The sequence below is a fragment of the Streptomyces sp. SudanB5_2050 genome (genome assembly GCF_964272335.1).
Taxonomy (GTDB): Bacteria; Actinomycetota; Actinomycetes; order Streptomycetales; family Streptomycetaceae; genus Streptomyces; species Streptomyces rochei.
The window spans coordinates 2,909,585-2,924,424 of the sequence record NZ_OZ186760.1; the positions used below are offsets into that span (position 1 = coordinate 2,909,585).

The 14,840-nt window shown below is 71.9% G+C and carries 10 protein-coding genes; 6 read left to right on the top strand and 4 right to left on the bottom strand.

Annotated elements, in window-relative coordinates:
• Positions 1–50: 50 nt before the first annotated feature.
• Positions 51–2,327, top strand: coding sequence for a heavy metal translocating P-type ATPase (locus ACFZP7_RS12960; RefSeq protein ID WP_385634470.1), 2,277 nt, complete (start codon positions 51–53; stop codon positions 2,325–2,327).
• A 655-nt stretch (positions 2,328–2,982) separates the two neighbouring features.
• Here ACFZP7_RS12960 and ACFZP7_RS12965 read toward each other — a convergent pair.
• The 3 genes from ACFZP7_RS12965 to ACFZP7_RS12975 all read right to left on the bottom strand — a co-directional run bounded on the left by ACFZP7_RS12965 (position 2,983) and on the right by ACFZP7_RS12975 (position 7,489).
• Positions 2,983–4,272 (bottom strand): citrate synthase, encoded by a 1,290-nt coding sequence (locus ACFZP7_RS12965; RefSeq protein WP_019325492.1) that lies wholly within the window; start codon positions 4,270–4,272, stop codon positions 2,983–2,985.
• A gap of 243 nt (positions 4,273–4,515) precedes the next feature.
• Entirely contained in the window at positions 4,516–6,771 is a 2,256-nt protein-coding gene (locus ACFZP7_RS12970) for an ATP-dependent RecD-like DNA helicase (protein ID WP_030978314.1), read from the bottom strand.
• A gap of 100 nt (positions 6,772–6,871) precedes the next feature.
• Positions 6,872–7,489, bottom strand: a complete 618-nt coding sequence (locus ACFZP7_RS12975) for a TOPRIM nucleotidyl transferase/hydrolase domain-containing protein (RefSeq protein WP_385634471.1) — start codon at positions 7,487–7,489, stop codon at positions 6,872–6,874.
• A gap of 126 nt (positions 7,490–7,615) precedes the next feature.
• Here ACFZP7_RS12975 and ACFZP7_RS12980 point away from each other — a divergent pair, with 126 nt between their 5' ends.
• A complete protein-coding gene (locus ACFZP7_RS12980; protein WP_031014349.1) occupies positions 7,616–8,410 on the top strand; it encodes a metalloregulator ArsR/SmtB family transcription factor in 795 nt (264 codons plus the stop codon).
• A gap of 9 nt (positions 8,411–8,419) precedes the next feature.
• On the opposite strand, the gene ACFZP7_RS12985 is transcribed toward ACFZP7_RS12980, so the two are convergent.
• The gene (locus ACFZP7_RS12985; protein WP_385634472.1) at positions 8,420–9,367 is read right to left on the bottom strand and encodes an RNA polymerase sigma-70 factor; all 948 of its coding nucleotides are present in this window, start codon (positions 9,365–9,367) and stop codon (positions 8,420–8,422) included.
• Between the two features lie 130 nt (positions 9,368–9,497).
• Here ACFZP7_RS12985 and ACFZP7_RS12990 point away from each other — a divergent pair, with 130 nt between their 5' ends.
• The 4 genes from ACFZP7_RS12990 (at position 9,498) to ACFZP7_RS13005 (ending at position 14,789) form a co-directional block, all read left to right on the top strand.
• The gene (locus tag ACFZP7_RS12990; RefSeq protein WP_019325497.1) at positions 9,498–9,983 is read left to right on the top strand and encodes a carboxymuconolactone decarboxylase family protein; all 486 of its coding nucleotides are present in this window, start codon (positions 9,498–9,500) and stop codon (positions 9,981–9,983) included.
• A 279-nt stretch (positions 9,984–10,262) separates the two neighbouring features.
• The gene (locus ACFZP7_RS12995) at positions 10,263–11,309 is read left to right on the top strand and encodes a LacI family DNA-binding transcriptional regulator (RefSeq protein WP_031014347.1); all 1,047 of its coding nucleotides are present in this window, start codon (positions 10,263–10,265) and stop codon (positions 11,307–11,309) included.
• Positions 11,306–12,841: a sugar ABC transporter ATP-binding protein gene (locus ACFZP7_RS13000; RefSeq protein WP_030978300.1), complete on the top strand. Its 1,536-nt coding sequence runs from the start codon at positions 11,306–11,308 to the stop codon at positions 12,839–12,841. The genes ACFZP7_RS12995 and ACFZP7_RS13000 overlap by 4 nt, the downstream gene beginning before the upstream one ends.
• Positions 12,831–14,789: a substrate-binding domain-containing protein gene (locus ACFZP7_RS13005; protein WP_019325500.1), complete on the top strand. Its 1,959-nt coding sequence runs from the start codon at positions 12,831–12,833 to the stop codon at positions 14,787–14,789. The genes ACFZP7_RS13000 and ACFZP7_RS13005 overlap by 11 nt, the downstream gene beginning before the upstream one ends.
• Positions 14,790–14,840: the final 51 nt, after the last annotated feature.

Below are 14,840 nucleotides of genomic sequence, written 5' to 3' on the forward strand. Positions count from 1 at the left end.
CCCGCGGCCGGGCCGCGTACGGTCCGGCCGGCCCGTCTGGAGCCCGGACCATGACCAGCACCACCGCCGCGACGCCCACGGACACCGCGGCCACCGAGCCGGACCTCGCCGAGGTCGAGCTGATCGTCGGCGGGATGACCTGTGCCTCCTGCGCCGCCCGGGTCGAGAAGAAGCTCAACCGCATGGACGGCGTCACCGCCACGGTGAACTACGCGACGGAGAAGGCCCGGATCACGTACCCGGCGACCACGCCGGTGGCCGACCTGATCGCCACCGTCGTCAGGACGGGCTACACCGCCGAGGAACCGGCGCCGCCGCCGGAGCCGGCCGACGACGCGGAGGCCACCGGCGCGCGGCCCGCCGACGCGGACGGCGACCCGGAGCTGTCCGCGCTGCGCCGACGCCTGGTCGTCTCGGCCCTGCTGGCCGCCCCGGTCGTCCTGCTCGCGATGGTCCCGGCGCTGCAGTTCGACAACTGGCAGTGGCTGTCGCTCACCCTGGCCGCGCCCGTCGTCGTCTGGGGCGGCCTTCCCTTCCACCGCGCCGCCTGGACCAATCTCCGCCACGGCGCGGCCACCATGGACACCCTGGTCTCCCTGGGCACGCTGGCGGCGTTCGGCTGGTCGCTGTGGGCGCTGTTCTTCGGGGACGCGGGCATGCCGGGCATGCGGCACGGCTTCGACCTCACCGTCTCGCGCGCCGACGGCGCGTCCGCGATCTACCTGGAGGCCGCCGCCGGGGTCACCGCCTTCCTGCTGCTCGGCCGCTGGCTGGAGGCCCGCTCCAAGCGCCGCGCCGGGGCCGCCCTGCGGGCCCTGATGGAGCTGGGCGCGAAGGACGTCGCGGTGCTGCGGAACGGGCGTGAGGTGCGGGTCCCGGTGGGCCGGCTGGCGGTCGGCGACCGGTTCGTCGTGCGGCCCGGCGAGAAGATCGCCACCGACGGCACCGTCGTCGACGGCTCCGGCGCCGTGGACGCCTCGATGCTGACCGGCGAGTCGGTGCCGTCGGACGTCGCCGTCGGCGACGCCGTCACCGGGGCCACCGTCAACGCCGCGGGGCGGCTGGTGGTCGAGGCGACCCGGGTGGGCGCCGACACGCGGCTGGCGCGGATGGCGAAGCTGGTCGAGGACGCGCAGAGCGGCAAGGCCGAGGTGCAGCGGCTCGCCGACCGGATCTCCGGGGTCTTCGTGCCCGTCGTGCTGCTGATCGCGGCCGCCACCTTCGGCGGCTGGCTGGGCGCCACCGGTGACACCGTCGCCGCGTTCACCGCCGCCGTGGCCGTCCTGATCATCGCCTGTCCGTGCGCCCTGGGCCTGGCCACGCCGACCGCGCTGCTGGTCGGCACCGGGCGCGGCGCCCAGCTCGGCATCCTCATCAAGGGCCCGGAGGTGCTGGAGTCCACGCGGCGCGTCGACACGGTCGTCCTGGACAAGACCGGCACCGTCACCACCGGACGCATGACCCTGCGGGAGGTGTACGCCGCCGAGGGCACCGACGAGGACGAGCTGCTGCGGCTCGCGGGCGCCGTCGAGCACGCCTCCGAGCACCCCGTGGCCCGGGCGGTCGCGGCCGGGGCCGAGGAGCGGCTCGGCGCGCTGCCGGACGTCGAGGACTTCGAGAACGTGCCGGGCCGGGGCGTACGGGGTCGTGTGGCGGGCCGTGAGGTGACCGTGGGGCGCCTGCACGACGCGCTCCCGCCCGAGGTCGCCCGCGCCCGCGACGAGGCCGAGAGGGACGGTCGAACGGCCGTGGTGGTCGGCTGGGACGGCACCGCGCGCGGCGTCGTCGCCGTGGCGGACACCGTCAGGGAGACCAGTGCCCAGGCGGTGGCCGAGCTGCGCCGGCTCGGCCTGACGCCCGTCCTGCTGACCGGTGACAACCGGCGGGTCGCCGAGTCGGTGGCCCGGGCGGTCGGCGTCGACGAGGTGATCGCCGAGGTCCTGCCCGAGGAGAAGGTCGCCGTGGTGGAACGGCTGCGGCGCGAGGGCCGCACGGTCGCCATGGTGGGCGACGGCGTCAACGACGCGGCCGCGCTCGCCACCGCCGACCTGGGACTGGCGATGGGCACGGGGACGGACGCGGCGATCGAGGCCGGCGACCTGACACTGGTCCGCGGCGATCTGCGGGTGGCCGCGGACGCGATCCGCCTCTCCCGGCGCACCCTGTCCACGATCAAGGGCAATCTGGTGTGGGCCTTCGGCTACAACGTGGCCGCGCTGCCGCTGGCCGCCGCCGGGCTGCTGAACCCGATGATCGCGGGCGCGGCGATGGCCTTCTCCTCGGTGTTCGTGGTGACCAACAGCCTGCGCCTGCGCGCGTTTCGCTGAGGTCTCGATGCCCGGCACCCTCTGGAGTCCGGCACGCGCCTCACATAAGCTCTTCACAAGGCTCGCGCATCTTCCTTACGCTGGGTCCCGGTCGGCGCATCGGGGCTCTTGCGCACCTAACGGACATATGCAAGAGACGCAGATCACAGTGATGCGAACGTAACCATCGAAGGGGTTCGAAGGTCTAAGTTGGCGATGTCAGGCAGCGTCTTGGGGGGCGCCACCTGGCATCTGGGGATGTCTTGGGGGACTTTCCCAGAGCTGCGTTGCCGGGACACGTACACCGGGAAGCTTTGAGCGGCCCTCCCGGGTGCGCTGTCCCGGCAGACCGCACCACACAGAACAGCCGGAACAGTACGAACAGCAGGACTGCACGAGGTGCAGGAGCGACAGGCACGGCGAGTTCCGCTCGCCGTGCTCGACACAGCGATTCAGGCGCTGTCCTCACAGACGCCCGGCCGGATCCCGTGGGGGGAATCCGCACCGGGACATGGGAAGGCGCCCTGGTCGTCGGCCCGTGGGGGGACCGGCGCCGGGGCGCCTTCTGCTGTGCGTGGCCGGGACCGGAGCGACACGCCCGGAACGCCGAGAGGTCCCGTGCCCGACGACCTCACGCCGTCGGGCACGGGACCCTCCCGCCCGGAGAAGGAGTCGCTCAGCGCTCCTCGACCGGCACGAAGTCGCGCTCGACGACGCCGGTGTAGATCTGGCGCGGGCGGCCGATGCGGGAGCCCGGCTCCTTGATCATCTCGTGCCACTGGGCGATCCAGCCCGGCAGGCGGCCGAGGGCGAACAGGACCGTGAACATCTCGGTCGGGAAGCCCATGGCCCGGTAGATCAGACCCGTGTAGAAGTCGACGTTCGGGTAGAGCTTGCGCTCGGTGAAGTAGTCGTCGGAGAGCGCGTGCTCCTCCAGCTTCAGGGCGATGTCCAGCAGCTCGTCGGACTTGCCGAGGGCGGAGAGCACGTCGTGGGCGGCGGCCTTGATGATCTTGGCGCGCGGGTCGAAGTTCTTGTAGACCCGGTGGCCGAAGCCCATCAGGCGGACGCCGTCCTCCTTGTTCTTCACCTTGCGGATGAAGGTGTCGACGTCGCCGCCGGAGTCGCGGATGCCCTCCAGCATCTCCAGCACCGACTGGTTGGCGCCGCCGTGCAGCGGGCCCCAGAGCGCGTTGATGCCGGCCGAGATCGACGCGAACATGTTCGCCTGCGAGGAGCCGACCAGGCGGACCGTGGAGGTCGAACAGTTCTGCTCGTGGTCCGCGTGCAGGATCAGCAGCTTGTCCAGCGCGGAGACCACGATCGGGTCCAGCTCGTACTCCTGCGCGGGGACCGAGAAGGTCATGCGCAGGAAGTTCTCCACGTAGCCGAGGTCGTTACGCGGGTAGACGAAGGGGTGACCGATCGACTTCTTGTACGCGTAGGCGGCGATCGTCGGGAGCTTGGCGAGCAGCCGGATCGTCGAGAGGTTGCGCTGACGCTCGTCGAACGGGTTGTGGCTGTCCTGGTAGAACGTCGACAGCGCGGAGACCACGGACGACAGCATGGCCATCGGGTGGGCGTCGCGCGGGAAGCCCTTGTAGAAGTTCTTGACGTCCTCGTGCAGCAGGGTGTGCTGCGTGATCTCGCCCTTGAAGGCGGCCAGCTGGTCGACGGTCGGCAGCTCGCCGTTGATCAGCAGGTAGGCGACCTCCACGAAGGAAGAGCGCTCGGCCAGCTGCTCGATCGGGTAGCCGCGGTACCGCAGGATGCCGGCTTCGCCATCCAGGTAGGTAATGGCGGATTTGTAGGCGGCGGTGTTGCCGTACCCGCTGTCCAGCGTCACCAGACCGGTCTGGGCGCGGAGCTTCCCGATGTCGAAGCCCTTGTCGCCGACGGTGCTGTCGATCACCGGGTAGGTGTACTCGCCGTCGCCGTACCGCAGTACTACAGAGTTGTCGCTCACGTCTTCCCTCACCGACGTAGTGCCTCATCTTCGAGGTGCCCTGACTGTCTCTACCATCCCCCACTTGGCTCAGGAGAGTGCACTCGGGGTCGACCATCGGGCCTATTGGCGGCACTCAGTGCCGCCAACCAGCTCATCCTGCCCCCTCTCCTCCCCATCCGGAAGTGCTCTGTGACCTTCCCGACTCATTTGATCGATCATTTTTTTCACACGGGTCGGAGGTTTGACCGGAGGGTCTCGGGTTCAGGGGGTCGCGAGCCGGAAGTCGAGCGCCGTGCAGCGCCGACCGGCCGAGACCGTGCGCACCGCCTGTCCGATCGCCTTGCGGGAGCCGACGAGGACGACCAGCTTCTTGGCCCGGGTGACCGCCGTGTACAGCAGGTTCCGCTGGAGCATCATCCAGGCGCCGGTGGTCACCGGGATCACCACGGCGGGATACTCGCTTCCCTGGGAACGGTGGATGGTCACCGCGTAGGCGTGGGCCAGTTCGTCCAGTTCGTCGAATTCGTACGGAACCTCCTCGTCCTCGTCCGTCAGCACGGTGAGGCGCTGGTCCACCGGGTCGAGCGAGGTGACCACGCCGACGGTGCCGTTGAAGACACCGTTCTCACCCTTCTCGTAATTGTTGCGAATCTGGGTGACCTTGTCGCCGACCCGGAAGACCCGGCCGCCGAACCGCTTCTCGGCGAGATCGGGGCGGCCGGGAGTGACGGCCTGCTGGAGCAGCCCGTTGAGCGTGCCGGCGCCGGCCGGTCCGCGGTGCATGGGGGCGAGCACCTGCACGTCCCGGCGCGGGTCGAGCCCGAACTTCGCCGGGATGCGCCGCGCGGCGACGTCGACCGTGAGCCGGCCCGCCTCCTCCGTGTCGTCCTCGACGAAGAGGAAGAAGTCCTTCAGCCCGTCGGTGAGCGGGTGCTGCCCGGCGTTGATCCGGTGCGCGTTGGTCACCACCCCCGACTGCTGGGCCTGCCGGAAGACCCGGGTGAGCCGGACGGCGGGGACGGGGCTGCCGGGAGCCAGCAGGTCCCGCAGCACCTCCCCCGCCCCCACGCTGGGCAACTGGTCGACGTCCCCGACGAAGAGCAGGTGCGCACCCGGGGCCACCGCCTTGACCAGCTTGTTGGCGAGCAGGAGGTCCAGCATGGATGCCTCGTCCACCACGACGAGGTCGGCGTCGAGGGGCCGGTCCCGGTCGTAGGCGGCGTCACCGCCCGGCTTGAGCTCCAGCAGCCGGTGGACCGTGGACGCCTCGGCGCCGGTCAGCTCGGCGAGGCGCTTGGCGGCGCGGCCGGTGGGCGCGGCCAGGACGACCTTCGCCTTCTTGGCCCGCGCCAGCTCCACGACCGACCGGACCGTGAAGGACTTGCCGCAGCCCGGCCCGCCGGTGAGGACGGCGACCTTCTCGGTGAGGGCGAGCTTGACGGCCGCCTCCTGCTCGGGGGCGAGGTCGGCACCCGTGCGCCGCTTCAGCCAGCCGAGCGCCTTGTCCCAGGCCACGTCCTGGAAGCCGGGCATCCGGTCCACGTCGGCGCGCAGGAGGCGGCGCAGCTGTCCGGCCAGGGCCAGCTCGGCGCGGTGGAAGGGCACGAGGTAGACGGCGGTGACAGGGTCGCCGCCCTCCGGGTCGGGGACCTTCTCGCGCACGACGCCGGGGTCGTCGTCCGGACTCTCCGGCTCGGCGGCCAGCTCGCCCAGGCACTCGATGACGAGCCCGGTGTCCACCTGGAGCAGCTTCACCGCGTCGGCGATCAGCTTCTCCTCGGGGAGGTAGCAGTGCCCTTGGTCGGTGGCCTGCGACAGGGCGTACTGCAGCCCCGCCTTCACCCGGTCGGGGCTGTCGTGCGGGATGCCGACGGACCGGGCGATCTTGTCGGCGGTGAGGAAGCCGATGCCCCAGACGTCGGCGGCGAGGCGGTAGGGCTGGTTCTTCACCACGGAGATCGACGCGTCGCCGTACTTCTTGTAGATGCGCACCGCGATGGAGGTGGACACCTCGACGGTCTGGAGGAAGAGCATGACCTCCTTGATCGCCTTCTGCTCCTCCCAGGCGTCGGCGATCTTCTTGGTGCGCTTGGGCCCGAGGCCGGGCACCTCGATGAGCCGCTTGGGCTCCTCCTCGATGATCCTGAGGGTGTCGATGCCGAAGTGCTGCGTGATGCGGTCGGCGAAGACCGGTCCGATGCCCTTGACCAGTCCGGAGCCGAGGTAGCGCCGGATGCCCTGGACGGTGGCGGGCAGGACGGTCGTGTAGTTCTCCACGTGGAACTGCTTGCCGTACTGGGGGTGCGATCCCCAGCGGCCCTCCATCCGCAGCGACTCCCCGACCTGGGCGCCGAGCAGCGCGCCGACGACGGTCAGCAGGTCGCCGGCGCCCCTGCCGGTGTCGACCCGGGCGACCGTGTACCCGTTCTCCTCGTTGGCGTACGTGATGCGCTCCAGGACGCCTTCGAGGGTGGCGAGCCGCCGCTCACCGGGGGCCGAGGGGGGCTGGTCGGTCATGATCCGACGGTACCGGTGGGGTGTGACAGCGGTGCACGGTCCGGCGGGATCACGTACACCCGTGCGGTGCGACCACGCGGGCTCCCTCGGCGGCCGGAGGTCAGAGCCCCGCCATCAGGTCCGCGAGCGGGGCCGGGGTGCGAGCGGGGTCCAGGGCCTCCACCAGGACGCGGCCGTAGTGGATCTTGCGGCCCTTCTTGGTGCCGAAGAAGCGGCGGAACCGCTGCTGGGCGGTGCGGTCCCGCTGGGCGGGCTGGCGGAGGAAGGTCCGCAGGGGGCGGAGGTCGCCCTCCGCCTCGATCAGTTCCGTCACCCGGGCCACCCCGAGCGCCCGGACCAGTTCGTCCTCCAGGTCGGCCGTGCAGACGAACAGGTCCTGCGGGGCGGCGTCCGCCCGCGCCAGGGCACGGACGTAGTACCCCTGCTCCCGCTCGTCGCACAGCCCCGTCAGGCGGAGGTCGAGGCCGCAGGGGCCGAGCAGGGAGGCGAAGCGGCCGACGCTCATCGCGCCGCCCATCGCCAGGACGCAGACCCCCTCCGCCGCCAGGTCCCGGCCGCGCCGCGCGGCCAGCGCGTCGACCGCCGCCGTGTCGCTCGGCCCCTCGACCAGGACCACGGTGCGGACGGAGAGGCGCTCGGCGAGGTCGCGTGCGGGGCCCTCGGGGCCGCCCGCCGCCCACGCCGTGACCGCGTCCCGGAACGATGCCATGTCCGCCATGGGTCGAGTCTCCGCCGTCGGCGGCCCGGGCGGTAGTGGATATCGCGGGCCTCCCCGCTTGACGTGCAGCCCGACGGCTGCCTAACGTGAAAGGCAGCCAAGAGGCTGCACATCGGAGGGGCGGAGATGGACGAGGTCTTCAAGGCGCTGGCCGACGGCAGCCGCCGGCGGCTGCTGGACAGCCTGAACGCGCGCAACGGGCAGAGCCTGCGGGAGCTGTGCGCCGGGCTGGACATGGCCCGGCAGTCGGTCAGCAAGCACCTGGCGGTGCTGGAGGCGGCCGGTCTGGTCACCACCGTCCGGCGGGGCCGGGAGAAGCTGCACTACCTCGACGCCGGGCCGATCAACGCCATCGCCGACCGCTGGATCAGCCGCTACGACCAAGAGCGGGTGCGCGCACTCGCCGACCTCAAGCACGCGCTGGAGGACACCGCCATGGACAGCGACGCGTTCGTCTGCACGACCTACATCAGGACCACGCCCGAGAGGCTGTGGCAGGGCCTGACCGACCCGGCCTTCACCCGGCGCTACTGGGGTGTCGAGTTCGGCACCGACTGGGCGGCCGGGTCTGCCGTGGTGTGGAAGGAGCGGGCGGCCAGGACCGCCGACCCCGAACAGGTCGTCCTCGAGTCCGAGCCGTACCGGCGCCTGTCGTACACCTGGCACACCTTCACGCCCGAGTGGGCGAGGGCCAACGGGATCGACGACGAGACCCTGGCCAGGCTCTCCGCCGAACGGCGGTCGAAGGTCACGTTCGAGATCGAGGACCTCGGCGGCGGCTCGGTGAAGCTGACCGTCGTCCACGACGGGTTCGAGCCCGGCAGCGCCGTCCGCGAGATGGTCCGGCACGGCTGGCCGGCCCTCCTGTCCAGCCTCAAGTCGCTGCTGGAGACCGGCGAGCCGCTGCCGGAGCCGCGGTGAGCCGCGCGTTCAGCGGCGCAGGGCCGTCTCCCGGCGCATGTGCGAGAGCTTCTCGGGGTTGCGGACGGCGTAGAGGCCGGTGATGCGGCCCTCGTCGAGGCGGACCGCCACCACGGTGTCGAGTGCGCCGTCGAGGTGGACGACCAGGGCCGGGTATCCGTTGACCTGCGCCGGTCCCAGTGACAGCGAGGCGGCGTGCTTGAGCAGTCCGCCGAGCACCAGCCGGGCCACCTTGTCCCGCCCCGTGACGGGCCGCAGCACGGCCTGCTTGACGCCGCCGCCGTCGCCGAGCAGGACGACGTCCGGGGAGAGGATGTCGAGCAGGCCCTGGAGGTCGCCCGTCTCGACGGCCCTGCGGAAGGCGTCCAGCGCCTGCCGTGACTCGGCGGCCGAGACCACCCCGCGCGGCCGGCGGGCCGCGACGTGCGCGCGGGCCCGGTGCGCGATCTGCCGGACGGCGGCCGGGCTCTTCTCCACGGCCTCGGCGATCTCGTCGTAGCCGAGGTCGAACACCTCGCGCAGCACGAACACCGCCCGTTCGGTCGGCGTCAGCGTCTCCAGGACCAGCATCATCGCCATCGACACGCTGTCGGCCAGCTCGACGTCCTCCGCCACGTCGGGCGTGGTCAGCAGCGGCTCGGGCAGCCAGGAGCCGACGTAGGACTCCTTGCGGCGGCCGAGCGCGCGCAGCCGGTTCAGGGCTTGGCGGGTGGTGATGCGGACGAGGTAGGCGCGGCGGTCGCGCACCTCGGCGAGGTCCACGCCCGCCCAGCGCAGCCAGGTCTCCTGGAGGACGTCCTCCGCGTCGGCGGCCGAGCCGAGCATCTCGTAGGCGACGGTGAAGAGCAGGTTGCGGTGGGCGACGAACGCCTCGGTGGCGCCGTCCCGTTCGCGTCCGCTGGGCTCGCTGGTCACCGGCTTCTCCCGTTCGTCGGTCCTGGTCGGGGTCACGCGCACAGGACACCGGCCGCCGCCGCCGTGTGACACCCGCCGCCGGTGGTCCACGTCACACCGGCGGCCCGTCACAGGGTCGGGCCCGTCGGCATCTTGTGGGCGTCAGCGAGACACCGACGGCGAGGACGAGATCATGGACACCCGCTTCAACCTGTTCGAGAACGAGATCGGCGTCAAGTTCGGCAAGCGGTTCGCGGGCACCGCCCTGGTGCTCCACGGGTCGACGCTGCCGAGGGCCACGCAGGAACTGGTGTCGCTGCGGGCCAGCCAGATCAACGGCTGCGGCCACTGCATCGACATGCACGTCAAGGAGGCCGAGGCGGCCGGCGAGAGCGCGGCGCGGCTCCATCTGGTCGCCGCCTGGCGCGAGTCGACCGTGTTCACCGAGGCCGAGCAGGCCGCCCTGGCGCTGGCCGAGGAGGGCACCCGGCTCGCCGACGCGCACCCGGGGGTGTCCGACGAGACCTGGGCGCGGGTGCGCGAGCACTACGACGACGACCAGACCGCCGCCCTGGTCTGCCTGGTCGCCCTGATCAACGCGGCCAACCGGATGGCCGTGATCACGCACCAGCCGGGAGGCTCGTACGAGGCGGGCATGTTCGAGGCGGCGACGAGCTGATCGACGGCACCACCGCCGCCCGACCCGGCCCGACCCGGGGCCCTCGCCCCGGAGCCGGGCCGCGGCACGTCCAGGGGGCACAAGGCGCGGGCAGGCCCGGGGCGGGCGCAAGGACGGACGCAAGGACGGGCGCCAGGGAAGCAGGGCCGGGTGGCGCGAGGGTGGCGGGCACGGCGGGTCACGATTGCGTCTCGGCCCGGCGCACCCCCCTTGCCATCCGCCCGTGTAATCGTTTCCAATCCTCCGTGTAATCGATTCCACGAGGAGGTGGAAACGGCGATGGCGAGCATCAAGGACGTCGCCGTCGAGGCGGGTGTCTCCGTCGCGACGGTCTCGCGCGTCCTCAACGGCCACCCGTCCGTCAGCCCCGGCGCCCGCGCCCGCGTGCTGGCCGCCGTCGAGGCGCTGGGCTACCGGCCGAACGCCGTCGCCCGGTCGCTGCGCACCGATCAGACCCGCACCCTCGGGCTGGTCATCAGCGACGTCATGAACCCCTACTTCACCGAACTGGCCCGTTCCGTGGAGGAAGAGGCCCGCGCGCTCGGCTACAGCGTCATCATCGGCAACGCCGACGAGCGGCCCGATCTCCAGGACCACCACGTGACGACGCTGCTCGACCGGCGGATCGACGGGCTCCTCGTCTCCCCCACCGACGGCGGCTCCCCGCGCATGCTGGAGGCCGCGCGGGCCGGCACCCCGATGGTCTTCGTCGACCGCTGGATCCCCGGCGTGGACGTGCCCGTGGTGCGGTCGGACGGGCGGGGCGCGGTGCGGGACCTCGTCGCCCACCTGTACCGGCTCGGGCACCGCAGGCTCGCCATCATCGCCGGGCCCGCCGCCACCACGACCGGACGCGAGCGCGTCGACGCCTTCCGCGAGGCGCTCGCCGAGTACGGGCTCCCCCTCCCCGACGACCGCATCGGCCAGGGCGATTTCCAGGCGGAGAGCGGACGCCGGGTCACCGAGGGGTTCCTCGACCTGCCCGAGCCGCCCGACGCCGTGTTCGCCGCCGACAACCTGATGGCGCTCGGCGCGCTGGACGCCGTACGGGCGCGCGGGCTGCGCGTCCCCGAGGACATCGCGCTCGCCGCGTTCGACGACATCCGCTGGTTCGTGCACACCGATCCCCCGGTCACCGCGATCGCCCAGCCCACGGGCGACCTCGGGCGGGCCGCCGTACGCGCGCTCGTCGACCGGATCGAGGGGCGGACCGGCGAGTCCGTCACCCTGCCGGCACGGCTCGTCGTGCGCCGCTCGTGCGGAGAGTCCCCCTCCGGCACCGCACACCCCCCGTCCCCCTCCCCCGTACGAAGGAGTACGCCGTGAGCAGCCGCAGTCCGGACGAGTTGCTGCGCATCGAGGGCATCCGCAAGACCTTCCCCGGCGTGGTCGCGCTCGACAGCGTCGACTTCGACCTGCGCCGGGGCGAGGTGCACGTGCTGCTCGGTGAGAACGGCGCGGGCAAGAGCACCCTCATCAAGATGCTCTCCGGCGCCTACACGCCCGACGCCGGGCGCATCCTGGCCGGCGGCGAGGAGGTGCGCATCCACGGTGCGCAGGACTCCGAGCGGCTCGGGATCGCCACCATCTACCAGGAGTTCAACCTCGTCCCCGACCTGACGGTCGCCGAGAACATCTTCCTGGGGCGCCAGCCCCGCCGGTTCGGGATGATCGACCGGAAGAAGATGGACGCGGACGCGGAGGTGCTGCTGGAGCGCGTGGGGGTCAAGGTGTCCCCGCGGGCACGGGTGCGTGAACTCGGTATCGCGCGCCTCCAGATGGTCGAGATCGCCAAGGCGCTCAGCCTGGACGCGCGGGTGCTCATCATGGACGAGCCGACCGCCGTGCTCACCTCCGAGGAGGTCGACAAGCTCTTCGCCATCGTGCGGCGGCTGCGCGAGGACGGTGTGGGCATCGTCTTCATCACCCACCACCTGGAGGAGATCGCCGCCCTCGGCGACCGCGTCACCGTCATCCGGGACGGCAGGAGCGTCGGGCAGGTGCCCGCCTCCACGCCCGAGGACGAGCTGGTGCGGCTGATGGTCGGACGGTCCATCGAGCAGCAGTACCCGCGCGAACGCGGTGACGCCGGTGAGGCGTTGCTCAGGGTCGAGGGACTCACGCGGGACGGCGTCTTCCACGACGTGAGCTTCGAGGTGCGGGCCGGTGAGGTCGTCGGCATCGCCGGGCTGGTCGGGGCCGGGCGCACGGAGGTCGTGCGGGCGGTGTTCGGCGCCGACCCCTACGACTCCGGGAGCGTGCACGTCGCGGGCGCGCCGCTGCGGCGGCACGACGTCAACGCCGCGATGGCCGCCGGGATCGGGCTGGTGCCCGAGGACCGCAAGGGTCAGGGGCTGGTGCTCGACGCCTCCGTCGAGGAGAACCTGGGGCTGGTGACGCTGAGGTCGTCCGCCCGCGCGGGGCTCGTGGACCTCAAGGGGCAGCACGCGGCGGCCGAGCGGATCGCCGGGCAGCTCGGCGTGCGGATGGCCGGGCTCGGGCAGCACGTGCGGACCCTGTCCGGCGGCAACCAGCAGAAGGTCGTCATCGGCAAGTGGCTGCTGGCGAACACCAAGGTGCTGATCCTCGACGAGCCGACGCGCGGCATCGACGTCGGCGCCAAGGTCGAGATCTACCAGCTCATCAACGAACTGACGGCCGCCGGCGCCGCCGTGCTCATGATCTCCAGCGACCTCCCCGAGGTGCTCGGCATGAGCGACCGGGTGGTCGTCATGGCGCAGGGGCGGATCGCCGGCGAACTTCCCGCCGCCGAGGCCACCCAGGACGCCGTGATGGCGCTCGCCGTCAGCACCCCGCACACCGACGAAACCGGAACGGAGGCCTCCCGTGGCCACTGACACGCTCAAGAGCAAGCCGGGCGCGCAGGGCGGCGCCACGGGCGGCCTGCGCCGCCTGCTGCTCGACAACGGCGCCCTGACCGCGCTGATCGTCCTCGTCATCGCCATGTCGGCGCTGTCCGGGGACTTCCTGACCGCCGACAACCTCCTCAACGTCGGCGTCCAGGCCGCCGTCACCGCGATCCTCGCCTTCGGCGTCACCTTCGTCATCGTCTCGGCCGGCATCGACCTGTCGGTCGGCTCGGTCGCCGCGCTGTCGGCCACCGTGCTGGCGTGGAGCGCCACCGAGGCCGGGATGCCCGTGGTGCTGGCGGTGCTGCTGTCCGTCGCCACCGGCATCGCCTGCGGCCTGGTGAACGGCTTCCTCATCTCGTACGGGAAGCTGCCGCCGTTCATCGCGACGCTCGCCATGCTGTCGGTGGGGCGCGGTCTGTCCCTGGTCATCTCGCAGGGCTCGCCGATCGCCTTCCCGGAGTCGGTCTCGCACCTCGGTGACACGCTCGGCGGGTGGCTGCCGGTGCCCGTGCTGGTGATGATCGTGATGGGGCTGATCACGGCCTTCGTCCTCGGGCGGACCTACATCGGGCGCTCCATGTACGCCATCGGCGGCAACGAGGAGGCCGCCCGGCTGTCCGGGCTGCGGGTGAAGCGGCAGAAGCTCGCCATCTACGCCTTCTCCGGGCTGTTCGCCGCCGCCGCGGGCATCGTGCTGGCCTCCCGTCTCTCCTCCGCGCAGCCGCAGGCCGCGCAGGGCTACGAACTGGACGCCATCGCCGCCGTCGTCATCGGCGGCGCCTCGCTCGCCGGCGGCACCGGCAAGGCGTCCGGCACGCTGATCGGCGCGCTGATCCTCGCGGTGCTGCGCAACGGCCTCAACCTGCTGTCCGTCTCCGCGTTCTGGCAGCAGGTCGTCATCGGTGTCGTCATCGCGCTGGCCGTGCTCTTCGACACGCTGCGCCGCAAGGCGGGCGCGACGACCCCGGCGGCCGGGGCGTCCGGCGGCGGGAACCGGGGCAAGCAGGCACTGACGTACGTCATCGCGGCCGTCGTCGCCGTCGCCGTGGTCGGCGCGACCTCGCTGCTGCACAACGGGTCCTCGGGCGGTAAGACCCAGCGGATCGGTCTGTCGCTGTCCACGCTGAACAACCCGTTCTTCGTGCAGATCCGCGCCGGCGCCGAGGAGCGGGCGAAGAAGCTGGGCGTGGACCTGACGGTCACGGACGCCCAGAACGACGCCTCCCAGCAGGCCAACCAGCTGCAGAACTTCGTCAGCGGGAGCCTGTCCTCGATCATCGTCAACCCGGTGGACTCCGACGCGGCCGGCCCCTCGGTGCGCTCGGCGAACAAGGACGACATCCCCGTCATCGCGGTGGACCGGGGCGTCAACAAGGCGGACACCTCGGCGCTGGTCGCCTCCGACAACGTCGAGGGCGGCAAGCTGGGCGCCCGGGCGCTCGCCGAGAAGCTCGGCGGCAAGGGCACCATCGTCATCCTCCAGGGCCAGGCCGGCACCTCCGCCAGCCGGGAGCGCGGCGCGGGCTTCGCGGCCGGGCTGAAGGAGTACCCGGGCATCAAGGTCGTCGCCAAGCAGCCCGCGGACTTCGACCGCACCAAGGGCCTGGACGTGATGACCAACCTGCTCCAGGCGCACCCCGACGTCGACGGTGTCTTCGCGGAGAACGACGAGATGGCGCTCGGCGCGATCAAGGCGCTGGGCTCCAAGGCCGGGAAGTCCGTGCAGGTCGTCGGGTTCGACGGCACGCCGGACGGGCTGAAGGCGGTGCGGGAGGGCACGCTGTACGCCTCGGTGGCGCAGCAGCCCAGGGAACTGGGCAGGATCGCCGTGGAGAACGCGTTGCGGGCCGCCGAGGGCGAGAAGACGGAGAAGATGGTGAAGGTGCCGGTGAAGGTCGTCACCAAGGAGAACGTGGCCGGCTTCGAGGGCTGAGACGGGCAGAACGGCCCGCGGGCCTCACGCGGATTCACTCGGGTTCATCGG